Origin of the sequence: Pelagicoccus albus (genome assembly GCF_014230145.1) — a bacterium.
In the GTDB taxonomy this organism is placed as follows: domain Bacteria; phylum Verrucomicrobiota; class Verrucomicrobiia; order Opitutales; family Opitutaceae; genus Pelagicoccus; species Pelagicoccus albus.
Genome location: NZ_JACHVC010000012.1, coordinates 893,160 through 915,721 on the forward strand (window position 1 = coordinate 893,160; position 22,562 = coordinate 915,721).

12 protein-coding genes are annotated in these 22,562 nt (G+C 51.8%); 10 read left to right on the top strand and 2 right to left on the bottom strand.

Features of this window, described 5'->3' with window-relative positions; genetic code table 11:
* Window positions 1-22 precede the first annotated feature (22 nt).
* Together H5P27_RS13520 and H5P27_RS13525 are read left to right on the top strand one after the other, a co-directional pair.
* Window positions 23-2,050 (top strand): Sip1-related alpha-galactosidase, encoded by a 2,028-nt coding sequence (locus H5P27_RS13520; protein WP_185660930.1) that lies wholly within the window; start codon window positions 23-25, stop codon window positions 2,048-2,050.
* 97 nt (window positions 2,051-2,147) lie between these two features.
* Window positions 2,148-3,215 carry a LacI family DNA-binding transcriptional regulator gene (locus tag H5P27_RS13525; RefSeq protein WP_185660931.1) on the top strand — a complete coding sequence of 356 codons (1,068 nt, stop codon included), beginning with the start codon at window positions 2,148-2,150 and terminating at the stop codon, window positions 3,213-3,215.
* Here the strand turns inward: H5P27_RS13525 and H5P27_RS13530 are convergent.
* On the bottom strand, window positions 3,212-6,496 hold the full coding sequence (locus tag H5P27_RS13530) for a dockerin type I domain-containing protein (RefSeq protein WP_185660932.1): 3,285 nt from the start codon (window positions 6,494-6,496) through the stop codon (window positions 3,212-3,214). The genes H5P27_RS13525 and H5P27_RS13530 overlap by 4 nt on opposite strands.
* A 281-nt stretch (window positions 6,497-6,777) precedes the next feature.
* Here H5P27_RS13530 and H5P27_RS13535 point away from each other — a divergent pair, with 281 nt between their 5' ends.
* Window positions 6,778-7,473: a polysaccharide deacetylase family protein gene (locus tag H5P27_RS13535; protein ID WP_185660933.1), complete on the top strand. Its 696-nt coding sequence runs from the start codon at window positions 6,778-6,780 to the stop codon at window positions 7,471-7,473.
* Between the two features lie 4 nt (window positions 7,474-7,477).
* A complete protein-coding gene (locus H5P27_RS13540; RefSeq protein WP_185660934.1) occupies window positions 7,478-8,863 on the top strand; it encodes a sulfatase-like hydrolase/transferase in 1,386 nt (461 codons plus the stop codon).
* On the opposite strand, the gene H5P27_RS13545 is transcribed toward H5P27_RS13540, so the two are convergent.
* Window positions 8,856-11,126: an alpha-amylase family protein gene (locus H5P27_RS13545; RefSeq protein ID WP_185660935.1), complete on the bottom strand. Its 2,271-nt coding sequence runs from the start codon at window positions 11,124-11,126 to the stop codon at window positions 8,856-8,858. The genes H5P27_RS13540 and H5P27_RS13545 overlap by 8 nt on opposite strands.
* Before the next feature lie 527 nt (window positions 11,127-11,653).
* Between H5P27_RS13545 and H5P27_RS13550 the strand changes: the two genes are divergently transcribed.
* The 6 genes from H5P27_RS13550 to H5P27_RS13575 all read left to right on the top strand — a co-directional run bounded on the left by H5P27_RS13550 (window position 11,654) and on the right by H5P27_RS13575 (window position 22,474).
* Window positions 11,654-15,292 carry a TonB-dependent receptor plug domain-containing protein gene (locus H5P27_RS13550; protein ID WP_185660936.1) on the top strand — a complete coding sequence of 1,213 codons (3,639 nt, stop codon included), beginning with the start codon at window positions 11,654-11,656 and terminating at the stop codon, window positions 15,290-15,292.
* Between the two features lie 95 nt (window positions 15,293-15,387).
* Window positions 15,388-16,896, top strand: a complete 1,509-nt coding sequence (locus H5P27_RS13555; protein ID WP_185660937.1) for a sulfatase-like hydrolase/transferase — start codon at window positions 15,388-15,390, stop codon at window positions 16,894-16,896.
* A gap of 107 nt (window positions 16,897-17,003) precedes the next feature.
* Window positions 17,004-18,224 (top strand): anaerobic sulfatase maturase, encoded by a 1,221-nt coding sequence (locus H5P27_RS13560; protein WP_246462639.1) that lies wholly within the window; start codon window positions 17,004-17,006, stop codon window positions 18,222-18,224.
* A 148-nt stretch (window positions 18,225-18,372) separates the two neighbouring features.
* Window positions 18,373-19,695 carry a sulfatase family protein gene (locus H5P27_RS13565; protein WP_185660939.1) on the top strand — a complete coding sequence of 441 codons (1,323 nt, stop codon included), beginning with the start codon at window positions 18,373-18,375 and terminating at the stop codon, window positions 19,693-19,695.
* A 14-nt stretch (window positions 19,696-19,709) separates the two neighbouring features.
* Window positions 19,710-21,557, top strand: coding sequence for a beta-glucuronidase (gene uidA, locus H5P27_RS13570; RefSeq protein ID WP_185660940.1), 1,848 nt, complete (start codon window positions 19,710-19,712; stop codon window positions 21,555-21,557).
* Entirely contained in the window at window positions 21,554-22,474 is a 921-nt protein-coding gene (locus H5P27_RS13575) for an alpha/beta hydrolase (RefSeq protein WP_185660941.1), read from the top strand. The genes uidA and H5P27_RS13575 overlap by 4 nt, the downstream gene beginning before the upstream one ends.
* Window positions 22,475-22,562: the final 88 nt, after the last annotated feature.

A 22,562-nucleotide genomic window follows, 5' to 3' on the forward strand; every position in this document is an offset into this window, starting at 1 on the left:
TTTAAAATACAAATACTCATTCATGCCTCTCAACTCTAAACCAGAATCGCTCATCCTGGGGCTCGGCACGAACTCAGAGTGGCAACCCATCGCTTCATCAAATGGCGAAGCCTGGATTCTCAAACCCCGTCGCATCGGGCAACGCGACACGGATTTCGGATCCCTTAGCTTTCCCGATTCTAAAAAACACTTTATCGCCACACGACCTGGCGTCTTCTGGATGACACCTAAATGGGTAAAAGACCCCTCATCACTCGAAAATTCTAAGCGAGGCGAGGATCTCGGCTACGTCCTTGTCCAGCGAGAGGATAACTCCTGCGTGTTGCTCCTACCGATCCCCACTTCTACCCAAAGAGGTCGGCTCTTTCTTCGCAACGGAATCTGCGCTGGCCTGCGAAGCGATCCGAACACGCCACCAGAATCGCCCCAGCCTGCCTTCTTAATCGCCCACGGCACCGACCCAATCTCATTGCTCGCCTCAGTTATTCGCATCACGAGAGAGATACTACCAAGCTTCAAACTACGCGAAGAGAAAACTGTACCTAATTTTGTGGATACACTAGGATGGTGCACTTGGGACGCCTTTTACAAAGAGGTCGACCAAGAAGGCGTTTTGAACGGTGTACGGAAATTGAAAAAAGGGCAGCACTGCCCAGCCTTTGTGATCATTGACGATGGTTGGCAAAAAGTCTCCCAATCAGACAAACTTATTAACACAGAGGCCGACATTGATAGTTTTCCCGACAGCCTTGAGGGAGTCATTAAACAACTGAAATCTGAATACGGTATCAGTTTCGTCGGAGTTTGGCACGCTTTGCAGGGCTATTGGTCTGGAGTCGCACCCGAGGGAGAAATCGGTCTACGCTACGCTACCGAAACAGTCGAAGGAGCACCCGAAGCCTTCGAAGGCTGGCACAAGCAATTCTCATCTGAATCGCGAACCCACATAACAGCACAGGATATTAACAGATTTTACCATGCCTTCTATCGTGAGCTCAGCGAATCTGGAGTCGACTTGGTAAAAGTAGATAACCAGGCCCAACTGGAGATCTTTACGGACCGCGAGGACTTAGCTGAAAACAAAACGTGTGCCGCCTATCAAAGCGCCATTCAAACCGCCGCTACCCAAGAGATGGGAGGGAATCTGCTACATTGTATGGGACAATCGACGGAAATCTACTGCCGGCTTTCAGAAGGAAACTTAGCCCGCAATTCAGACGACTTTTATCCCCAAAAACCCGATACAGCCCAAGTCGACCACATCGTACAAAATGCCTTCAATGCTCCATTCACATCCCAATTTTGCCTCCCGGATTGGGATATGTTCCAGACCTACCACCCAAGGGCCGAGTTTCATGCGATCGCCCGCGTCATATCAGGTGGTCCACTCTACATCAGCGACAAGCCAGACCAGACCAAGCACGCCATGCTTGACCGTTTAGTCCTAGGCCAAAACCGTATACTCCGTTTTTCTCAACCTGCTCTTCCACTGGCTCGTCAGTTCTTCAATGACCCTCGCCGATCAAAGGAACCCCTTGTCTTGATCAATTCCCACCAGGCGGGATTCGGAGCGGTCGCCTTCTTCAACTGCCACCCCCATGAAACGCTGGACGGCAAATTCAAGATCGAAGAGCTAACGGGTTTCAACGCTCCCCAATACGCAGTGCTGAACCACCAAGATCAATCCATCTGCTATTATAGTCCCAGAGAGTACATACACTGCCAACTTGCGCCTACCAATGCTACCCTCTTCAGCATCGCCCCAGTCTTTTACGGTCAAGCCTGCTTGGGAATTAGCGGGAAACTAAACGGCATAGCAGCCTTGCTTGCTGTCGAGGAGTTTGGTCGGGGATCCGTCCGGTACACTCTGAGCGCCTCAGCCCCCGTAAGCTTCGCATCCACAAAAAAGATAAGGAAGGTTCTCTTAAACGGCTTAGAGTTAGGCCGTGACAAGATACACGAAACAGTGAGCGGATATACTATCTGCATACCTGAATTCCCAAACCATAGCTGCACTTTGGATGTGCAAACGGAAATCAGTGGAACGTAGCTACTGCTACTGTATTTTATTTATTAATACTTCTTTTCAAAACTCAACGGTTTCATAACGCCTACCCTTTTAAACCACCCCAAAATCAAAAACGAAAATGGAACGCCCCTCCCAAAGATTGATCGCAAAGAAACTTGGAGTTTCGATTGCAGCGGTATCACTGGCCCTTCGCGACACTGGTACGATTTCACCAAAACTATCGGCGAAAATAAAAGCGGTCGCCGAAGAAATTGGTTACAAACCCAATCCCATCCTCGCCTCCTTAGCATCAAAAAGATTCAGAAACTCTGAGGCACATCGTGGAATTCCGCTCACAGTCCTGGCTTTTACCCGAACCGCTCTCTACAATGACGGGCTTTCCCGCAGGGCTGACGAGTTAGGATACAATCTGAGTTTCCTATCCACTTCGGATCTAAACCGCTACAGTAACCCCTGCAAGACTTTGCTCAACCGAGGTGTCCAAGGTCTGGTAGTACTTGGAGAGATACCTCATAAATACTATAGAGAGTCCTTTAATTGGGACGAATTCTCGGTCGTGCAATGTGGTCGCTACGCAAACCCAATGCCCTTCAATGTGGTACGGCCAAACATCTTCAGCGCTCTACGTCTCGCCTATCATAAAGCAAGAGATCTTGGATACAAGCGAATCGGCTTTGCAGTTGGACGTCACGACCCCATCATCCAAGACGACGAAGCTCGCATATGCGCAGCATATGGGTTTTCAATTCTTGAGTCGGATGAAAAAGACCGAATCGAGCCCTACCTCGAAGAGATGCACGAAATCGACAGGTTTGTGGAATGGGCCCAAAGACATCGGCCAGATTGCGTTATCGGCTTTCACCTAGGGCAATGCGCTGGGCTAATACAAGCTGGGATTCGCGTTCCCGAAGACATGGGTTTCTCTTGCTTGCATTTGCTCGAAGGCGACACGTTAGGGGATGAAGAACCGCTTACCATAGCAGGGGTCAACCAAGACCAAGGCGAAATCGCCCGCCAGACCATAGACTTGCTCGACCAACAAATCCGTCACCACGTCAAGGGCTTCGTTAAAAAGCAGATGGATGTACTGATACCCAGTTTTTGGCAAGACGGCGATTCCTTGCCAGATAAAAGCGAGCCCGCCAGTGGCAGGCTAGCTCTATACTCCCCAAAAAAGGCAGACTAGCGGCGGTGGCGCTTTAGATCCCTACCAAAACAGTCGAATGAACCAAGGTAACGAAACCACATAAAGTAGTCCCTTCGATCAATCCTTCCACTATCGTCGAGGTCAGCCTCGCTCAGATAGTTATCGCCACCGAACTCGGCCCCTAGCGCAGAACTGATAATATCTAAGTCCGCCATATCAGCCACTCCGTCTTCATTAATATCCCCCGGTATGGATACAAGCCCTTGCTGTATATCCAAGCTTTCTATACGGATCTCAGTTCCTAAAGCCTCGACCCGCAAAGAATTTAAGAACTCGTCGCTCACCAAGCCGTCAATCCATGGCGAGTAGACATCGTCCCTCCCGGTATCGGCCACGTCGAAGGAGCCTATGAGCTCGGCCCCCAGAAACAGCCGTACGATTCCAAGACCGCTGGTCGAGTACAGGATACGGAACTGGTACGCTCCCTTTTCCTGAACATTGAAATCGTAGGAGAGCCAGATGCCAGGATCAATGTCGTATCCATAATCGGAGGGATGCCCGTTCGTCGCTTGCCAGTTTCCGTAGCCCGCGTTGGTCAAGAGCCAGCGGTCACCGATAATGGTGGTTACTGTTTCAGAATCGACTGGTGTTCCATGGACCACCTTGGCCTTGTTTTGCCCGATCAAGGTCTCGACACCGATCATCTTAGGCGTATCGAATTCCCCAGGACGGTTAACGAAGCCCCAGCGGGAATCGCTCGCCATGTCGAAATATCCAAAGCCGTAGCCTCCGACCTCGTCAAACAGCATCTGGTGCTCGACGATCTCGTCCGCCATGCGCATGTCGGCAACTGCCTCGTCCCCTAGCGGATTCGCCCCGCCGGATCCATTGATGTTGCCAAAGGAAGGGCCACCCTCGTAGGCCATCTGCTTAAGCCCAAAGGCAGCAGTAAGGCTGGAGATGTTTGCTTGCGTCGGGTAGGCCCAGTCAACTGCGTTGAACTCGTGCATGTCCCAAAGCGTTTCGATGTCTGCCCCATCTTCCGGGTCAGCTGCTTCGTAGTAGGTCGTCCCGCCGGCACCCCAAATGTAGTGGTTCACAGGTTCGGGATAAACCGTATCCACATAAAGCAGACCTTGGGTGGCTGTTCGGTTGGCGTTGCCATCGCTGTATGGGGCTCCCTTTTGCCATTCCATCAGTGGGCGTACGCGGGTGTGCATCTGGTCATCGCCAAAGACCGACCTGAAGAGCTCGCTGATCTCAACAGTGCGGCGGGAAGCGAAACGCTGCCGCAGATAGGTTGGATTTGTCGAACCGTCATAGTAGTTCAGGCTATTGTTACCCGCCGCCAACTCGGCTTCGACCTGATCGTCGATCCAGTGGTAGGGAGACTTGCCTGTGTTCCACACTTCGTTGCTGTATTCAACATACAACTTCAGTCTCTTCTTCAACGGTGGAAAGAGGGGCTTACGCTGCTTGCTGGTGTAAGGCTCAATCCCGTCGCTTCCGTAGGCGACCAACTGGGCAAGCTTGGTAACGTAGTCGTCGTTGGCAGCATGCGGTACGCAAATCCAAAGGTCCGTATTGAGATCGTTGGCAAGCATGACCAAGTACTCCCAAGCGATGCCGCGACCTTCCCACTCGTGGTATCTCTGACCGCGAGTTGGATGCTGCATAATGTAATCGCCATTCTCGTCGATCTTGTAGAACTTCCGGTTTTGGGAAGCGTTGTAAACGGTATTGCGATCTTCCCAGTTTACTCGAGTGTTATAGCGGTCACTCCAGGTACCCGAAGCGCTCATGGTACGAATAAAGTCGAACGGACGCATCAACCTAATTGTCTCGCGAGCAAACAGCTCCCAATGATGGTGCGGACGATTGGAGCCGATCTTCGAAGGACGCATCATCTGGATATCCCGGGCCCCGCCATCGGTTCCAGTCACGACCATCTGCATGAGCACCTCGCCCTCTTCCGATACGATAACGCGGGCGCTCGTCTTGTTCTCTTCGGCATCGTAACTCAAGTCCTCAACCGTCGCTCCTGATATGACCACGGACTCAGCAGAACCTTCAAACGAAAGGGCATAGGTGCCATGTATGCTCTCGTTTGAAATGACAGTAACGCCAAAATCTTCGGTCGGCCAACCATCGGGATCTACCTTGGCGTAGCCAGTGAAGTCGGGATTGTAGTACTCGCGAGCTTGTTTCATGGCATCCGCAAATAGCCAAACTGGCATGTAGTCGTTGGAATTAGCCATGTTCATGCCGATGTAGTTTCGGTACTCGCCCTCATGAGGCACTCCACCTTGGATGATAGGCAAGCTTTGCACGGAACACCCCTCGAAGGTCACGATGCCTTCGCGATCCTCTTTGCTCCAATTATTGGATACCGTAACCGTAACGATATCGCCATCAACAGTCGCGCTTACCCAAGGAACGTCAGTCGATACGGTAAACGCATCTTCAGTAGTGATCTCAATCTGCTTGCTGGCAGTCGCGTTTGAGAAGATTAGATGGGGCTCCTTAAACGAAAGGCATCCGAGAGACTTGGCTTCCTGGTGCACTACGATGGTCTGCGACTCACAGCCCAATACCAATACCGATGCCTCCCTGCTGGCGAATATGAAATTCTCGTCTACCGTGAGCTCTATTTGCTCACCGACAACTTCAACCGAAACCCAAGGCTCGGAACTCGTTGCCGAGAAGGAAGCGGTCGTTTCTACATCGACCAAGACGGTCTCTGCCTCGAAACCCACTAGCACCACTGGGTCAGCGACATTCAGCTCGCAAGAGATGTCCTTCTCTATCAACTCAACATTATCTATTTTCTGCCAAGCCCAAGAACCACCTACTTCCTTGAAGTAGATGGTTGCCGTCTCTGAGGTCGCTGCGAAATCGATTTCGACAAAGGTATAACCCGATCCGGAAGTGAGAATGCTGGAAGCAATCCCTTCAACCCCATACTCGATTTGGCCGCCGCTCAACAGAACGTATCCTCTGAGCGAATATACATTGCCAACCGTTAAACCAGCCACCTCGTACTTCAGCTCGTTGAAACGGGTATTCACCCAAGCAGCGTAAACCCCCTCGTAGGGAACACTATCAGTAACGCCTCCACTAGCGGTGCCGGAACCTGTACTGGTCCACGGAGAAATCGATCCGCTTTCGAATCCACCGTTAGTGAGAAGGTTCTGGCCCACGGCAGTGCCCGCGGACAGGAACGAAAAGGATAAGAGACCGATGATACATAACGCCTTCGAATAGCCGAGACGGACGAACCCTTTAAATGGGTTCGCAAAAAAGCAACCAGTAGCTTTCATTGTACAATTAGATGGGGGTTGGTCTGGTGGGACGATGAATCCGCGTAAGCGCATTGCTTTGAAGAGCGCAGCACAGACTGTCTCCGTCTTTTCCAGAGTGGGGATGAAAGTCTAATTTTTGTCTGAAAATAAGACGACGGTGAACAATCCGAAAAATTAAAACGTTAATGCTACATTGGACCGAACCCGAGCATTTCACGGTTTTAGAAAAGTATTGGTTTTACGGAACAAGTATAGCCGCTTTGACTGAAATACGAGAGTTCGAACCGCAGCTAATCTAGATGAATCCAGATCAAAAGATGATCATTTTACAATGTTGGGACGACGGCGTTACCGACGACACTCGCCTGACTGAACTGCTGAAATCCAAAGGAGCTAAGGCGAGCTTCAATCTGAACCTTGGATTGAACCTGAAAGAACGCAGCTACAGTTTTTGCTACAAGGAAAAAAAGGATGTGTACCGCCTGGCCCGTTCCGAACTACTGCAAACCTACGAAGGCTTTACCATCGCCAACCATTGCTACGAACATCCTTGGGCCTTGAAGATCTCGCACGAGGAATGGGAACAACAAGTGATCGATGGGAGAAAAGCACTGCAGGACCTCTTCCAACAACCTATTCTGGGCTTTGCATACCCATACGGACAAAGCGACAAACGCACAGCCGAAGTCGTCGCCAAAGCGGGCCACACCTACGCTCGTTCTTGTGAAAACGCTACTCCCTGCACCCCTACACCGAACGCCTTTTCCCAAGCAACGGACTGCCACTTCCACGCTCCCGATTTTTGGGAACGCTACCAAAAGGCCAAGGAAACAGGAAGCCGAGTATTCTATTTTTGGGGACATAGCTACGAATTCTTGTCTGAAGAGCACTGGTCTTCCTTTTCCAAGACGCTAGATCGTATAAACAACGATCCGGAAACAGTCTGGGGAGATTTGCCGGAATCGCTAGCGCTCGCGAACAAAGTACAGTCCTAGAACTATGAATCCTCCAAACATTCTCCTCATTCACAGCGACCAGCACCGCTACGACTGTATTGGCGGCCATAAATTGAGAGAAGGCATACACACTCCCAACTTGGACCAACTTGCCGCCGAAGGCGCTACATTCTCACAAGCATTCGCTACCATTCCGATATGCACGCCCGCGCGGGCCTCGTTAATGACGGGAGCGTGGCCACACCAACACGGGAGCTTCACCATAACGCAAGCAGAAGTGGATCGAGCTGCTCGACCTGAGTTTCCGCTCTTAACAGAATTGCTCTCTACTGAGGGTTACCGCGTCTCATGGACAGGTAAGTACCACGGAGAAACCACCCAACCTCCTGGCGCAGGAAGACTAGGCGTGGCGGACTACCGTGCCGCCTGGGACTACAAGGCATACCGAGAGAGACTCGGAATTCCCGAACTCGTCAGGGATAATGGATACTTTGGCACAGCCGATCTGGATTGCCCTGCCGACCGATCACCGCTCGCCTGGCAAGCGGACCAAGTAATCGAGCAGATCCAAGACAGCTCCAAAGCCCCCTTTTTTATACGTTGGGATCCACCTGAGCCCCACCTTCCTTGCGAGCCCTCGCAACCTTACGCCGAAAAATACAAAGACCTCGACCTCGACCCTTGGCCAAGCTTTGGCGATACCCTTGAAGGCAAGCCCGAGATCTTGCAGCGACAGCGTCGCATCTGGAATATCGAAGGCTGGGATTGGGAAAAGTTCCTCCCCACAGTTCGCCTTTATCACGCCATCATTGAAGAGCTCGATGCCAATATAGGTCGCGTCCTAGCGAAGCTCGAAGAGCTAGGCCTCTCCGAAAACACCTTGGTCATCTACTCCACTGATCACGGTGACTTCTGTGGAGGCCACGGTTTGATGGACAAACAGTTCTGCATGTATGATGACATTTTACAGGTTCCGCTTATTGCACGATGGCCAGGGAAAATCCCAGCAGGCGTTAGTCCATCGGTCTTCGTATCCAATAGCATTGACATAGCGCAAAGCATCCTTTCCGCAGCCGGGATTCCCGCTCCCGATACCTTCGTCGGAAAAGACCTACTGAAATTATGCACGGACCCTACGTATCCCTCTAGAGAATACGCTTTCGCTCAATATTTCGGCACACAAACGGGCCTGTATTCTTGTCGCATGATCCGAGACCATCGCTACAAATTTGTATACCACCCAACAGGAACCTGCCATGAATTCTACGACTTGGAAACAGACCCGGGAGAATTGAAGAATTTGATCGGCAATCCTGAAATAGGGCCGCACGAAAAACGTCTACGCCAAGCTCTCTGGGATACGATGATCGAATGCAAGGATCGCCTCGCCAGCTTTTGGACCGAAAAAGAAATCCTCGGCCCTACTTAAGTACAACGTAAAGCGTTCCTGGCGGGAAAGAGACAGAGACCATACCGTTCCTCCTCTCCAATGGTATCTCATCGACCACCATCCCATTAGCATCAAGAACATAGCAGAGCGACAGACTCGTATTGTTTAGGGAAATACGGAGGTCAGCCGTCTCAACTCTCCAAGGAGCAGACCCAATATTTAAGATTTCCTTCCCTTCGGTCTCTTTTCCATCAACCTCGAACCGCACGTCAACTTCCGTCCAGCCACTCGGTCTGGACTGGGTAGCGACTTGCAGCAAAACCTCCTTTGAATGCTCAATCGCTCTACCGTCCAAAGCCACAACCGAAGCCGAAACTGGAGGCCCCGCATTCTCGAATGATACCGAACTTAGCTTTGTCTTTCCGGTTCTATAGTGGATAACTCCTTGGGCCTGAGGAGAGTCAAACGAGAAACGCTCATTCACCGTATCCAGTTTCAGTTGACCTGTTACGCTTGTGACGACCACGCCATCCTCGCTTTTATCGATATAAGTATCTAGCCCTTCGAGCACTCTTGTCCATTTCTCGCTACTATCAAAGCGCAGACTTACCGGACCCACAAAAAAAGCCCAAGGGTCGATACCTTTTGCAAGAGAGGAGTTCGGAGCGAGGTTTCCACTATCACGGTTCGGGTCATAGCTAGAGCTTTCCGCGATCACGGGAGAAAGTCTCTGCCACATTCCCTTCAAGGAACGGTGTTCCTGTACGACTGGTTTTCCCGTATCCAAAAACCCCTTTCTATATATCAAAGCGGCAGCCGACCACTGGCCTGAAACCTCGGGGACCATAGTCACCCATTTCGCTTGAGTTGAAAGGTCAAAACCATTGGCCGATCGAGGGGGTTCAAAGCCTTCCGTCATGACGTTGAACCAATAATAGATGTCCACACCCGTAAGCGACGAGTAGGCAGAGACCAACAGAGGACTTTCCAAACTTGTATCCATGGGTTGAACCCAAGCGCTTTCGGTTATAATCATAGGTTTTCCCTCCACTTGCTTCAAGGCCAGCGGAAGCGACAGCGAATGTTCCTTGAGAACAGAAGGACTGGTAAAACGATCTCCCGCTTCGATCGCCCAACCCCGCTTGTCTCCCTGGTGTAGGCCTGAGAAGTATCGATTCACTGCCACTACATCAGTGTGCGAGTTCGAGTAGCGCTCTAAGTCTTCGAGGTAAACCACATCAGCTGTTTTCCAATTTCCCGAATTGACTAAGACTGGACAGCCCAGCTCTTCCCGCAGGAAGCGAGCTAACTCGAGGTTAAACGAAACCATGGTTTCGACGTAGAACTGAGTTTGATCCTCCAGCCTTTTCGACTGCGTCTGTGAGCTTTTTCCCGAACGAGTCAGCTCGAAAGTCTTCGCCAAAGGGATCCTTTCCGAAGCTGCAGGTAACTCGCCGCGAGGGTCCTCTCCCCAAGCCTCGATAGCGGTTCGCACGTCGCCATACTTCCTTTGCGTCCATTGGAAGAACTTCTTTTCCAATCGAGCTCTTGGTCCATCCGCAAAGTCAGTCCCGGTCCACCACAAAAAGCTATCCTCGTTCTGTATTTGGAAGATAGCCAAAGCCGGCTCCTCAGCTAAAGTCTTACCTCCCAACTCTTCACTTGGCGTCTTGAAAAGCACTCGTAGCCACTGCTTGTAGGATGCTTGCATCGTTTCGTCGAAAAACAGCAAGCCACCGTGTCTTCCTTCCCAATCAGTACCCCACGCAGCATCTTCGCTTTTCATATGGTGGGCCCAGTATGGCGATACAGTCGTGTAGATTCCGGCCTTTTTCATCGCAGCTACAGTTCGCCAAATCCACTCAATCTCTTCCCGGTTCGGACTATCGAGATCGTCTGAAGCAGGATCACTCGGCTCGATGAATGCATGCAAACGCACCATATTCACACCACGTTTCGCAAGCCAACGGGCGTGGCGGTCGATATCCTCCGGATCCCTCCAGCCCAGCCCTTTACGTTGCCTGTAAGGGACTCGGCGCAGCACACCGGTGTTCACCGCCCAAAAGCGGACTGGCTCCCCATTTCCCAATTGAAAGCCACCTTGGCCATCCAAATTTACCCAACCTGTTTCTCCTGCCTGATCCTCGTTCAAGTAACGCAAATCAAGGAGCGACGATTCATCGAAAGGATCTGGATCCGGATCAAAATCCCATCCTGAAATCAGTTTCTCTCCGTAGCAGGCAGTCACGCCAAACAAAACCCAACAAATCCAAGCTCCCGATTTCAGAAAATTGCCTATCATAGTTTAAGCAGCTAGATACCGCCTCTTGTTAAAGGCTGAGAAAGGCCATTTTATAAAACCGATCAATTGAAGTAAAGCTAGGCTCCAAAGCTCGCTGAATTCGAAGCAGGGTTTTCGAATCGACCACAGTTCCCCCCACAGACGGGGGAGCAAGAGACCTCTAAGTCGCCGGAATAGAACACGGATCGACCTCCTCATTTTCGACCGTAATTCTAGCATAAAACTTAAACGGTTTAATGAATTTGAACCTCATGGAAAGCACCCGAATCGGTGTACGTATACTGACAACGAACGCTGGCTCCGACTCTTAGCAAATGGAGTCTAGACAGCCCCCCACCGCATCCCTAATACCTCAGTCACCCCGTCTAAAGGAAATCGTTCCGCTGTGCCAACGGCCACTCCGCCTTCCCGATTTGGATATCGCGGATGGCTAGTATTTGCCAGCCCCATGACATGAATGACTGTAGTTACATGCAAACTACACATCAATGAAGAACAACAAATCCAAACCTCATAGGCGCCACTCCATGCCTATTTTTCTCGCCTGCACTTTCGCCGCTTCCATTGGCGCTGGATACAGTCAAGAAGACACAGACGGCGAAGAAGAGATCTTCAACCTCTCACCCTTCGAAATCACTGGAAGCGAAGACGAGGGATACCGCGCATCCTCTACGCTAGCAGGCACCCGCTTGCGGACGCAATTAGAAGATGTAGGAGCAGCCATCCAAGTACTCACTAACGAATTTATCGACGACCTAGGCGGGACCGACGCCTCATCGGTTCTCTCTTTCGCTACCAACACAGAAACGAACGGAGTCAGAGGAGACCTTCTGCAAGCAGGAGCCGGCACCCACTCCGATAACGACGAAACGGAGCGCCTGCTAAATCCATCCGGAGCAACCCGTGTGCGCGGGCTCGTCAAGGCAGACAATACGCGAAACTACTTCCGCAGCTCATCCGGGTGGGATAGCTACAATGTTGATCGAGTCGATTTGCTCCGTGGACCAAACAGTATCCTATTCGGTCTGGGAAGTCCGGGCGGCGTCATGAACGCATCTACCATATCGGCTCAACTCAATGATGACGCCGGAAAATTCCAACTCGCGTTCGACGAGCATGGCACTGTCCGGGCCAATCTTGACTACAACAAAATTCTTGTGGAAGACCAGCTGGCGATTCGATTCGCCTTGTTGGAAGAAGACGAAAAGTTCGCCCAGGACCCAGCCTACGAGGACCAAAGCCGCCAATTCGTGACAGCTACTTATAGACCGGCGGCCCTAAACGACGAGGGAAAGTCCTTCGCCTTTCAAGTAGATTTCGAAAACGGCTCCATCAATTCCAATCGCCCTCGCTTCTCACCGCCAAACGACTATCTTACGGCGTTTACCGACGGCTACAGCATTGCCGAAATCCAACTCCCGGAAGGGTCCAATTATAATGGATACACCAACGGGATTATTCCAGCGGTCTCCACTGATGAAACGATCGCTTTCTCGGCCGATGCAGATCTTCTCATGTCATGGGCTTCAAGCGCTCCAGGAGTCACCGTCAACTTCGACGGCAACGGCATTCGCTACTACTCGTCTTCAGACGGTTCCGTGGACTCGACTTGGGCCCTCGGTCGCGGTGGCGCTTACGGCGCATTGATGAACAACAGCGGAGCAACGGCTGGCAACCCTTTCGGACCATTCGTCCTTGGCTCTTTGCACAAGGAACGCGTACTCGGAGGCCTCACCACCTACGCGACCAATGTTTCTCACCCATTCGCTAGCCAATTCAGTCGTACATCCTTGTCAGACGAGACGGTCTTCGACTTCTACAACACCTTGATCGATGGAACGAACAAGCGCGAATGGTCAGATTGGGACAACCTTCGTTTCAGCGTATCCAATACATTTATGGACAACCTATTTGGGTACGAGCTTTCATACTTCCAGGAGACAAGCGATCGCGGCCAAACGACTTTGATGGGGAACAACAACCGCTTCCAAGTCGACCTGAACCAGTTTCTCCGCGAGGACATACAATACTACTACCAGGACCTAGAAGGCACTGCCGGCACTGAGGAGGAGATTGCTGCGGCTCTCGCTGCCAACTTAAACCCAAACTACGGGCGCGTTTTCATACAAGACACCACCTACGCTGGAAACCGTATGATCCATAACGAATCCGACGGCTACCGAGCATCGGCTTTTCTCGACTACGACTTCAGAAACAAGTCCGACGGCGGATGGCTATCACGACTCGCAGGCCGCCACGTCCTAAACGGTGTGATCGCTTCGGACTATTCCGAGACCTTTACTCGCGTATTCCAACGTCACGTCTACCCCGACGAACTACTTGAAGCAGTTGGCTTTCCAGGACAGCGCTTCAACAACAATACACGCACCGCCATTCGCTATTACGTGAGCGACAGTCTAGTCGGTGCCACAAGCACATCTGGCCTAAACCTAAGCGGAATCGAAGAGTCCATCTTGGATACGATAGGGACTCAGCCAATACAAGTTCGCGTTTTCGATACGACATGGATCGCAGACGATTCGGTTCTGCCGGGAGATGCTTGGGGAACCGTACCAACCACCACGCAAGATAGCATCCAGGGACGTAACCCTGCAAACTACGTGGGTTGGGTAACTAACACCTACCAACTGATTGATGCTCTAAGTGGCGATCCAGACGACCTTGAGTTGGCTACTCGCACCGCGACCATAAGCTCCACAGAAGTAGACTCTAAGATACTCTCCTGGCAAGGTTACTTCTGGGACAATGCAGTGGTGGGAACTTTTGGATACAGAGAGGACGAAGCGGTCGGCCTCAATGATACCAGCGGCATACGCTCAGATGGCGGAGCGAATATTGATCCAAGCACATTCGGGCTAGACCTGGGAGATCGCTACGAACTGAAAACAATATCCAAAAACCATAGCCTCGTCGTTCACCTCAACAAATTCACTGCTCTGGAAGGCCTACCCATTAAGACCTCACTAACCTACAACAAGGGCGAGAACTTCCAGCCCGCCGCAGGGCGATTGGACAACTTAGGCGATACGCTTCCACCGCCGCAGGGCGAAACGGAGGAATTTGGTATCCTTTTATCCTCCAAGGACAATAAATACTCCCTCCGAGCCACCAAGTTCGAAACCTCTGTGATTAATGCCACATCCACCAGCTCGATTCCGCAGTACTACCTCGACCTCTTGATTGGAGAAAACGGCAGCACCGCCGCGGCCGACATCGCTAGCGGCGAACTTCGCGAGCTTTACGATGTAGAAGTCGCAGAAGGAAACGCGCCCACTTGGAGCATCGACGATCAGGAAAACATAAACCTACCCGCTTGGTATGCGTTCGAATCTGCGCTAGACGCAGCCTTTCCAAACTACGTAGACCAATGGTTGGTAGCTGGCACCTATTCGCCAAGTAATGCGGAAACACGGTTCTCCCGCGGTGGCGTAACCACCGAGGATACCGTCTCGAAAGGCTACGAATTCGAATTCGTTGCGAGCCCTGTGCGCGGACTACGTATCGCAGCGAACGCTTCCAAAACAGAAGCCTACCGCAGCAACGCTCCGGGTAGCGGAGCTATCGAACTCTACGAGTTTATCGATGACGCGTTGTGGGACGATAAAGGCACCGAGTCTTTCTCTGACGACACTCTGACGGATGCTGGAGCGCTTCGCTCAAGCTACAGCCCTTTTGGAGAGACTGGGGCGCTCGGCGAGTACTGGCGCAACACAACCTGGCCTCAGTACCAAAACTTGCTGGCCCTAAACGGACAAAAGGTTGCCGAACTCCCAGAGTGGAAGTTCAACATGCTGGCCCACTACACCTTCTCCGAGGGCCGCTTTAAAGGCCTAGGCCTCGGTACCTCCTTCCGTTGGGAAGACGAACGAGCTATCGGCTACTACTATATGTTCGATCAGTTTGGAAACGTAGTTCCGAACTTGGAATCGCAAATACTATCCGATACCAACGAACGCATCGACCTGAACGTTAACTACAAATTCGACCTGAAAGAAAAGATGGATTGGAAGATCCAGCTAAACGTATTCAACGTATTTGGCAAAGATGAGCTACGTCCAGTGGTCGCAAATCCCGATGGATCCATCGCCACCTACCGCATCCAAGAAGGACTTAGCTGGCGACTAACAAACACCCTTACATTCTAGGTAGACGAGTAGAAGCTAAAGGAATCCTATAACCTTGAAGTGCCGGAGCTATGTTCCGGCACTTTCTTTATCCATATTTCAGATACAGAATAAAGATGCGAATTCTCTATATCGATATCGATTCACTTCGCCCCGACCACCTTGGTTGCTACGGCTATCACCGCGATACATCGCCCAACATCGACAGCATTGCCAGAGAGAGCATGATCTTTACCGGATGCTACACACCCGACGCCCCCTGCATGCCCTCGCGCACTGCATTCTACTCCGGTAGGTTCGGAATCCAAACAGGGGTAGTCGGGCACGGAGGCACCGGAGCAGACCCCAAGCCGCAAGGAGTCAGCCGAAGTTTCGACGACCAATTCGGAGCTTATGGCTTAGGACGCCAGCTACAAAACCTCGGTTTCCACACCGCCATGATCTCTCCCTTCGGCCAGCGTCACAGCGCCCATTGGTTCTACGCAGGATTCAACGAAATTCACAACACTGGGCTTGGCGGCATGGAGTCCGCAGAACAAGTCCTACCCGTAATCAAAGAATGGTTACTTAAAAACCAAGAGCAGGACAATTGGTTCCTCCACATAAACCTTTGGGACCCACACACGCCCTACCGAGTACCCGAACATTTCGGAAACCCATTTGAGAAAACACCGCTCCCAGATTGGCTGCAGGATCCCTCCGCTCTAGAACGCCATCAAAAGATGGTGGGCCCCCACTCGGCTTTAGATGTGGGTATGTACAATGGGGAGGAAGATCCAAATCATCCACGTCAACCTGGCTCGCTGACGTGCGAGTCCCAATTGAGACGCCTGATAGATGGATACGACACAGGCGTACTCTACGCCGACGATGCTGTGGGCCAAATCATTCAGAACCTTAAGGATGCTGGTCTCTACGAGGAAACTGCCATCATAGTATCCAGCGATCACGGAGAAAACCTTGGAGAGCTGGGAATCTACGCGGAACATGGCACTGCCGACGAAATTACCTGCAAGGTCCCGATGATTATCAAATGGCCAGGCGGGCACACAGGGATAAATTCAAAACTCCACTACAACCTCGACTTGGCTCCCACCTTGATGGACTTGCTCGGAGGAGAAACGCAAGAGATCTGGGATGGCCAGAGTTTCGCCGCCGCAATCGTCTCTGGGGATTCCAATTCCGGTCGAGAAGAAGTAGCCCTCAGCCAATGCGCACACGTTGCGCAACGGAGCATACGCTGGGCGGATTGGCTCTACCTTCGAACCTACCATGACGGATTTCACCTTTTTCCCCAGGAAATGCTATTTAACCTAAAGGAAGATCCATACGAGCAAAACGATCTGGCTGCCACGTCTCCGGAAATCTGTAAGGAAGGGGCATGGCGGCTCATGCGCTGGCACGACGCTCAGATGCAAAAGATGGCCGAATTCGCTAGCGATTCGGTGGACCCCCTCTGGACCGTGGTGCGAGAAGGAGGTCCCTTTCACGCCCGACCCATTTCGCCTGGCCACCCAGGTAGCAAAGAAGCATTGAGAGCCTACTTTGACCGACTGGAGAACACAGGCCGATCGGAGGGAGCTGCAAAATTGAGAGAACGCCACGCTGCGAGAATTAGCGAATGAAGCTCGACGATCAGGCCCATCTACCCCAAGCTGGCACAGAAAGGAAGGTGTCACTTTCTACGCAACCCTCGCAAATGCGATCCCAAGCCCAACGCCCTTTCCACGTCATGACCAAGCCAATTGGTCCTATCTGCAACCTCGATTGCAAATACTGTTTCTACTTGGAAAAGGAAGCCCTCTATACCGAGAAAAAATGGAGAATGCAGCCTGACGTATTGGAGAATTACATACGTCAATACATCGAGGCCCAGCCCAACAATCACGTTAGTTTCGCCTGGCAAGGCGGGGAGCCAACGCTACTTGGAGTCGACTACTTTCGCAGGGTGGTCGATATCCAAAACCGATACGCCAACGGTAAATCGATCGAGAACGCGTTCCAAACCAATGGCACCCTCCTTGATGCAGATTGGGCTCGATTTCTCAAACAGCACGATTTCCTCGTTGGTGTCAGTATAGATGGCCCTAAGGATATTCACGATGCAAACCGCGTCGACAAGCGGGGGGAATCCTCATTCGATCAAGTAATGCGCGGCATCCAAGCTCTTCAGGATGAAGGCGTACGCTTTAACACCCTCACCTGCCTAAACAGAGTCACTTCCCAAAAGCCATTGGAAGTTTATCGCTTTCTCAAGAGCATCGGTAGTGAATTCATGCAGTTCATCCCCATCGTAGAGAGACGCCCCGGTAGTCAAGCGAGAGAATGGGGGCTTGATTTGGCCGAGCCCGGCGAGCGAGAGCAAACGGACCTTCCGGTTTTCGGGTGGAGTGTGCTGCCAAAGGATTTCGGGGATTTCTATATCCGAATATTCGACCGCTGGATTCGAAAAGATGTAGGAAAAGTTTACATACAAATGTTCGAAACAGCGTTCGCCAAGTGGGTCGGGATCCCCGGAGGCATCTGCGTCCACTCCGAAACCTGCGGCGACGCACTGGCCATCGAGCACAATGGAGATGTCTATTCATGCGACCACTTTGTCTACCCTCAATATAGATTGGGAAACATGTCTGATCATGCCTTGGTGGACATGGTGGAAAGCGATCCACAACGTAAGTTCGGCAATGCCAAAAGGGATACGCTCCCCAAATACTGCCGAGACTGCAATGTGCGCTTCGCTTGCAATGGAGGGTGCCCGAAAGATCGTTTCCTCCGAACACCCGACGGTGAGGCTGGGCTGCACTACCTCTGCTTGGGCTACCGAAAATTCTTCCAACATATAGATGTCCCCATGCGAGCTATGGCCGGACTCTACTCCCAAAGGCGGCCCATACCAGAAATCATGGAGCTAGTGGCTAAGAAGAAGCTGCCGGGCTACAAGGCCTTGAGGTAACATCCCTTTCCAAAATTAGTTAACGTTTTAACTGATAGACCCTCTTTTCGAGAACCGCTTCAGCGGATTCATTCTAAGTTCGCTCAAAGATTTCTCCAAAGCGATTTCTGTCCCCATAAACTAGACGCGATCGAACAAAAACTTGGCCATGCCACCCAAAAACATTGTTTACCTCCACGCCCATGACGCTGGCCGTTGGATACAACCCTACGGCTATAACGTATCCACACCCAACTTACAGAAATTCGCAGAACAGGGTGTCACCTTTCGCCAAGCTTTCGCGACGGCCCCCACCTGCGGTCCAAGCCGATCCTCTCTCCTCTCTGGACAGTATCCACACCAAATCGACATGTATGGGTTGCCTGGATCCCAAGGCTGGGAATTCCCCGACTACAATCAGCATCTGGCCAGGCACCTCCAAAACAATGGCTACCTGACAGCTTTGGCAGGCTGCCAACACGAATGCGACGGCAACGATTTATCACCCCTCAACTATGATCGTATCCTCAACGACCCAAATCGCCCTGAGGAAGGACAATTCTATCCCGACACCCTCTGCTACGTGGACAAGTTCCTCGCCGAGCAATCGCAGAACAAAGGAAAGCCATTCTTCCTTTCCGTGGGCATTGACGAGCCTCACCGCAACAACATCGGCCGGCCGGAATTAGGCATAGGATCCGAATCCGCCCTTTTCAGTAAAACTCGCTACTACGACCCAGAAAAACTAGACAGTCGCTATCTCTCTCCTCCCCCCTATCTACCCGATACACCGGCAACTCGGCAAGACACGGCGAGCCTGCACGAAGGCGTACGACTCATGGACGAGTATATGGGGCATGTGCTGTACTCGCTTAGCCAATACGGTTTCGACGACAACACCTTGGTCATTGTTACTACCGACCACGGAATCGAATTCCCCGGTGGCAAAAAGACGCTTTCGGATCAAGGACTTGGGGTCATGCTTATGCTACGCGACCCAGAGACATACAAAGGGGGAAAGGTTGTCGATGCTCTGGTATCACAACTCGATCTTTACCCGACGGTGATGGAAGCAGCGGGAATAGAGAAACCTGACTGGCTGGAGGGCACCAGTCTTTCGAATCTTACTTCGGGTAAAACAAACAGCGAGCACCGGGAACTGTACGGCGAACAAACCTACCACGGAAGCCTCGAAGCTCTCCGTTGTATTCGAACCGAACGCTACAAACTCGTACTTCGCCACGATTCTCAAGGGCCGCTTATGCCACACGACGGTCCGTCATACGAAATCATGCGAGACTACGGTTATTACAAGCGAGATCTGGGCAAGGTCGAGCTATTCGACCTCTACCTCGATCCACTAGAAGCCTACAATCGCGCTGAAGATCCGGCCTACTTGGAAATTAGGGAAAAGCTCACGAAACGCATCTACGCCTGGATGGAGCAAACAAATGATCCATTCCCTAGCGGAGAGTTTCCGAAGCCGAAATAAAATGTATTCACTATATGGATCCTGAACCGAAAGCCATTTCAACTCCTTCCACTGGAGATTGTCTGTATCCACAAGCCAATCGATTTCGGGATGTTCGCGACTTGGGAGGCATGTGGCGGCTAAAGATTGACTGGGATGACCAGGGCCTCTCTGAGGCGTGGCACTCACAACCCCTATCAGGCGAAATATTACATGCCCCTGTTCCAGCAGCCTACAACGACTTGTTCGCTGATGCTAAAATCCGAGACCACGTAGGCGCCGTCTACTACGAGACAGAACTTCAAATACCGGCTACCTGGAAAAGCCAAAGCATACACCTCCGATTCGATGCCGCCGCCCACCATGCAACCGTCTGGCTAGATGGGAAAGAACTAGGCAAACATAAAGGCGGTTTTCTACCATTCGCCATAGACCTTGGCGCACACGTATCAGCTGGTAGAGCCTATCGTCTCACCGTTCGTTGTGACAACCGCCTTGACTGGACTTGCTTGCCCGCAGGGGAACACTGGGAAGAGCCACATCCGTCGGATCCTTCACGCACCCGACGACGCCAAGAGATTCATTTCGATTTCATAAACGACACTGGTCTCACGCGCCCAGTCAGACTGCTAGCCTTACCGGAAAGGCGCATCACATCCGTGTCCATTTGCCCGCGGCGAAAAAGCGTTTCGTTATGGACGGTTGAATACAGCATAAACTCGAATTCCGACCCATGCGTCACCTCAGTTCGAATACTCGACCCGGACGAAAAGGAAGTTATCCCAATTGAAAGCGGAAGAAACTTCCTCGCTCTTGAGTCACCACGCCTATGGAAGCCGGGAGACGGGCAAGTCTATACCTTGGAAGTGGCTCTCCAAGATGAACTAGGCTCAACGCTTGACACCTACCGACAAACCTTCGGCTTCCGCACCGTCGAAACCCTATCCGATAGCTTTCTCATTAATGGTCAGGAGTTCTATTTCAGAGGGTTTGGCAAACACGAAGAATCCGCCACCCGCGGCCGCTGCTTGGATCTTCCCATGCTGACTAAAGACTTCTCGCTACTAAAGTGGATTGGCGCGAACTCCATCCGCACCAGCCATTACCCCTACAGCGAGGAATTCATGCAAATGGCAGATAGAGCAGGGCTAGTTGTCATCGACGAAGCTCCTGCAGTGGGCTTCAATCAGTTTGACGGTACTCCAGTGTATCACCCCGACAAAGCGAACGAGAAGACACTGGCTCATCATTTGGATGTGATGGGCGACCTTCTTGCCCGCGATTCCCATCACCCCAGCGTGGTTATGTGGTCGGTAGCCAACGAGGCCGCTACCGAGCAAGAAGCTGCCCGCCCCTATTTCAAATCCGTTATCGAAGGGACCCGCCAACTGGATCCGAGCCGCCCCATTACAATTGTCGAAGACCGTGCCCCCTCTCAATCGCTTGTGGCAGACATGGTAGATGTCGTATCCATAAACCGTTACTTTGGATGGTATCAATATTGTGCGGATCTTGACTTGGCCGAAGTCAAACTCGAAGAAGACATGCGGGAGTGGCATGAGCGCTTCGACAAACCCGTCATAATGGCAGAATACGGAGCCGACACGATTCATGGCTTTCACAGCGTGACCGAAGATCTCTTTACGGAAGAATTCCAGATCGCGACCGTGAGCCGTTACCACGCAGTCTTCGATCGCCTACCCCACGTCATCGGTGAACATATTTGGAACTTCGCCGACTTCGCGACGAAGCCCGGCATCAAACGCATATGGGGCAACCGAAAAGGCGTATTCACAAGAGAAAGACATCCAAAGTCTGTAGCCCATGTATTGAGAGAACGTTGGAGTCAAACTCCACAAAAGATCGACGCACATAACAAATGAAACGACCGTCACTGTTTTCAGCAATCGCATCGGCAGCCCTACTGATCGCGTGCCCTACTCTCAACTCCTCTGAAAACCCGAGTATGCAAGAAACGAACGAAGATAAATCCTATCGGGCCTTCCTCGATCTCGAATACGTTCCCAACGCTCACCCGCAACAACGCCTCGACATATTCCTGCCTGCAGAAGGTGAAGGACCATGGCCTCTGGTTATTTGGATACACGGGGGAGGCTGGAAAATGGGCTCGAAATCGCAATGCGTGCCCTACCACATGAAGTACTTCGAAAAAGGGTTTGCGGTGGCCAGCCTTGACTATCGTTTAACAGATGTGGCCACTTTTCCTGCCCAAATTCAAGACGTCAAAGCGGCTGTTCGCTGGCTACGCTCCTCATCATCTGAATACGGATTTGATCCAAATAAATTTGGCGTCTGGGGGGACTCTGCGGGAGGCCACCTCTCAGCACTACTCGGTACCTCGCACGGCTACCAGCCCTTCGAAGTAGGAGAGAATCTTGAAATCTCAAGTGCTGTTCAAGCCGTTTGCGATTACTATGGCCCCACTGAATTCGTATCCTTCGTACAAACGCCGGGCTATAAAGAGCACGCCGACGAAGAGTCCGCCGAGACCGCGCTACTAGGAGCCCGGGTACTCGATCGTCCCGATCTCGCGGCCACCGCAAGCCCACTCGCCTACTTAAGCCCCGACGACCCTCCTTTTCTCATAGTTCACGGCGACCAAGACCCAGTGGTCCCTCTCAATCAAAGCGAGCAGCTGCGAGATAAGCTAAAGGAAGCAGGCGTGCCTGTTAAATACTTTGTCTTGGAGGGCGCCGCCCACGGAGGCCCAGAATTCCGTGACGAAGCCCTCAAGGACACCGTCCTCCAGTTCTTCAAGGACACGCTGAGCGACAACTAAAGGCCTAGCTGCAGGCTGAGGGCAGCCAGGTTCTCTACCGAACTAGAGCTCAGCCTCCCAAACAGGCCACCTCTACCGTGTCTTGAGA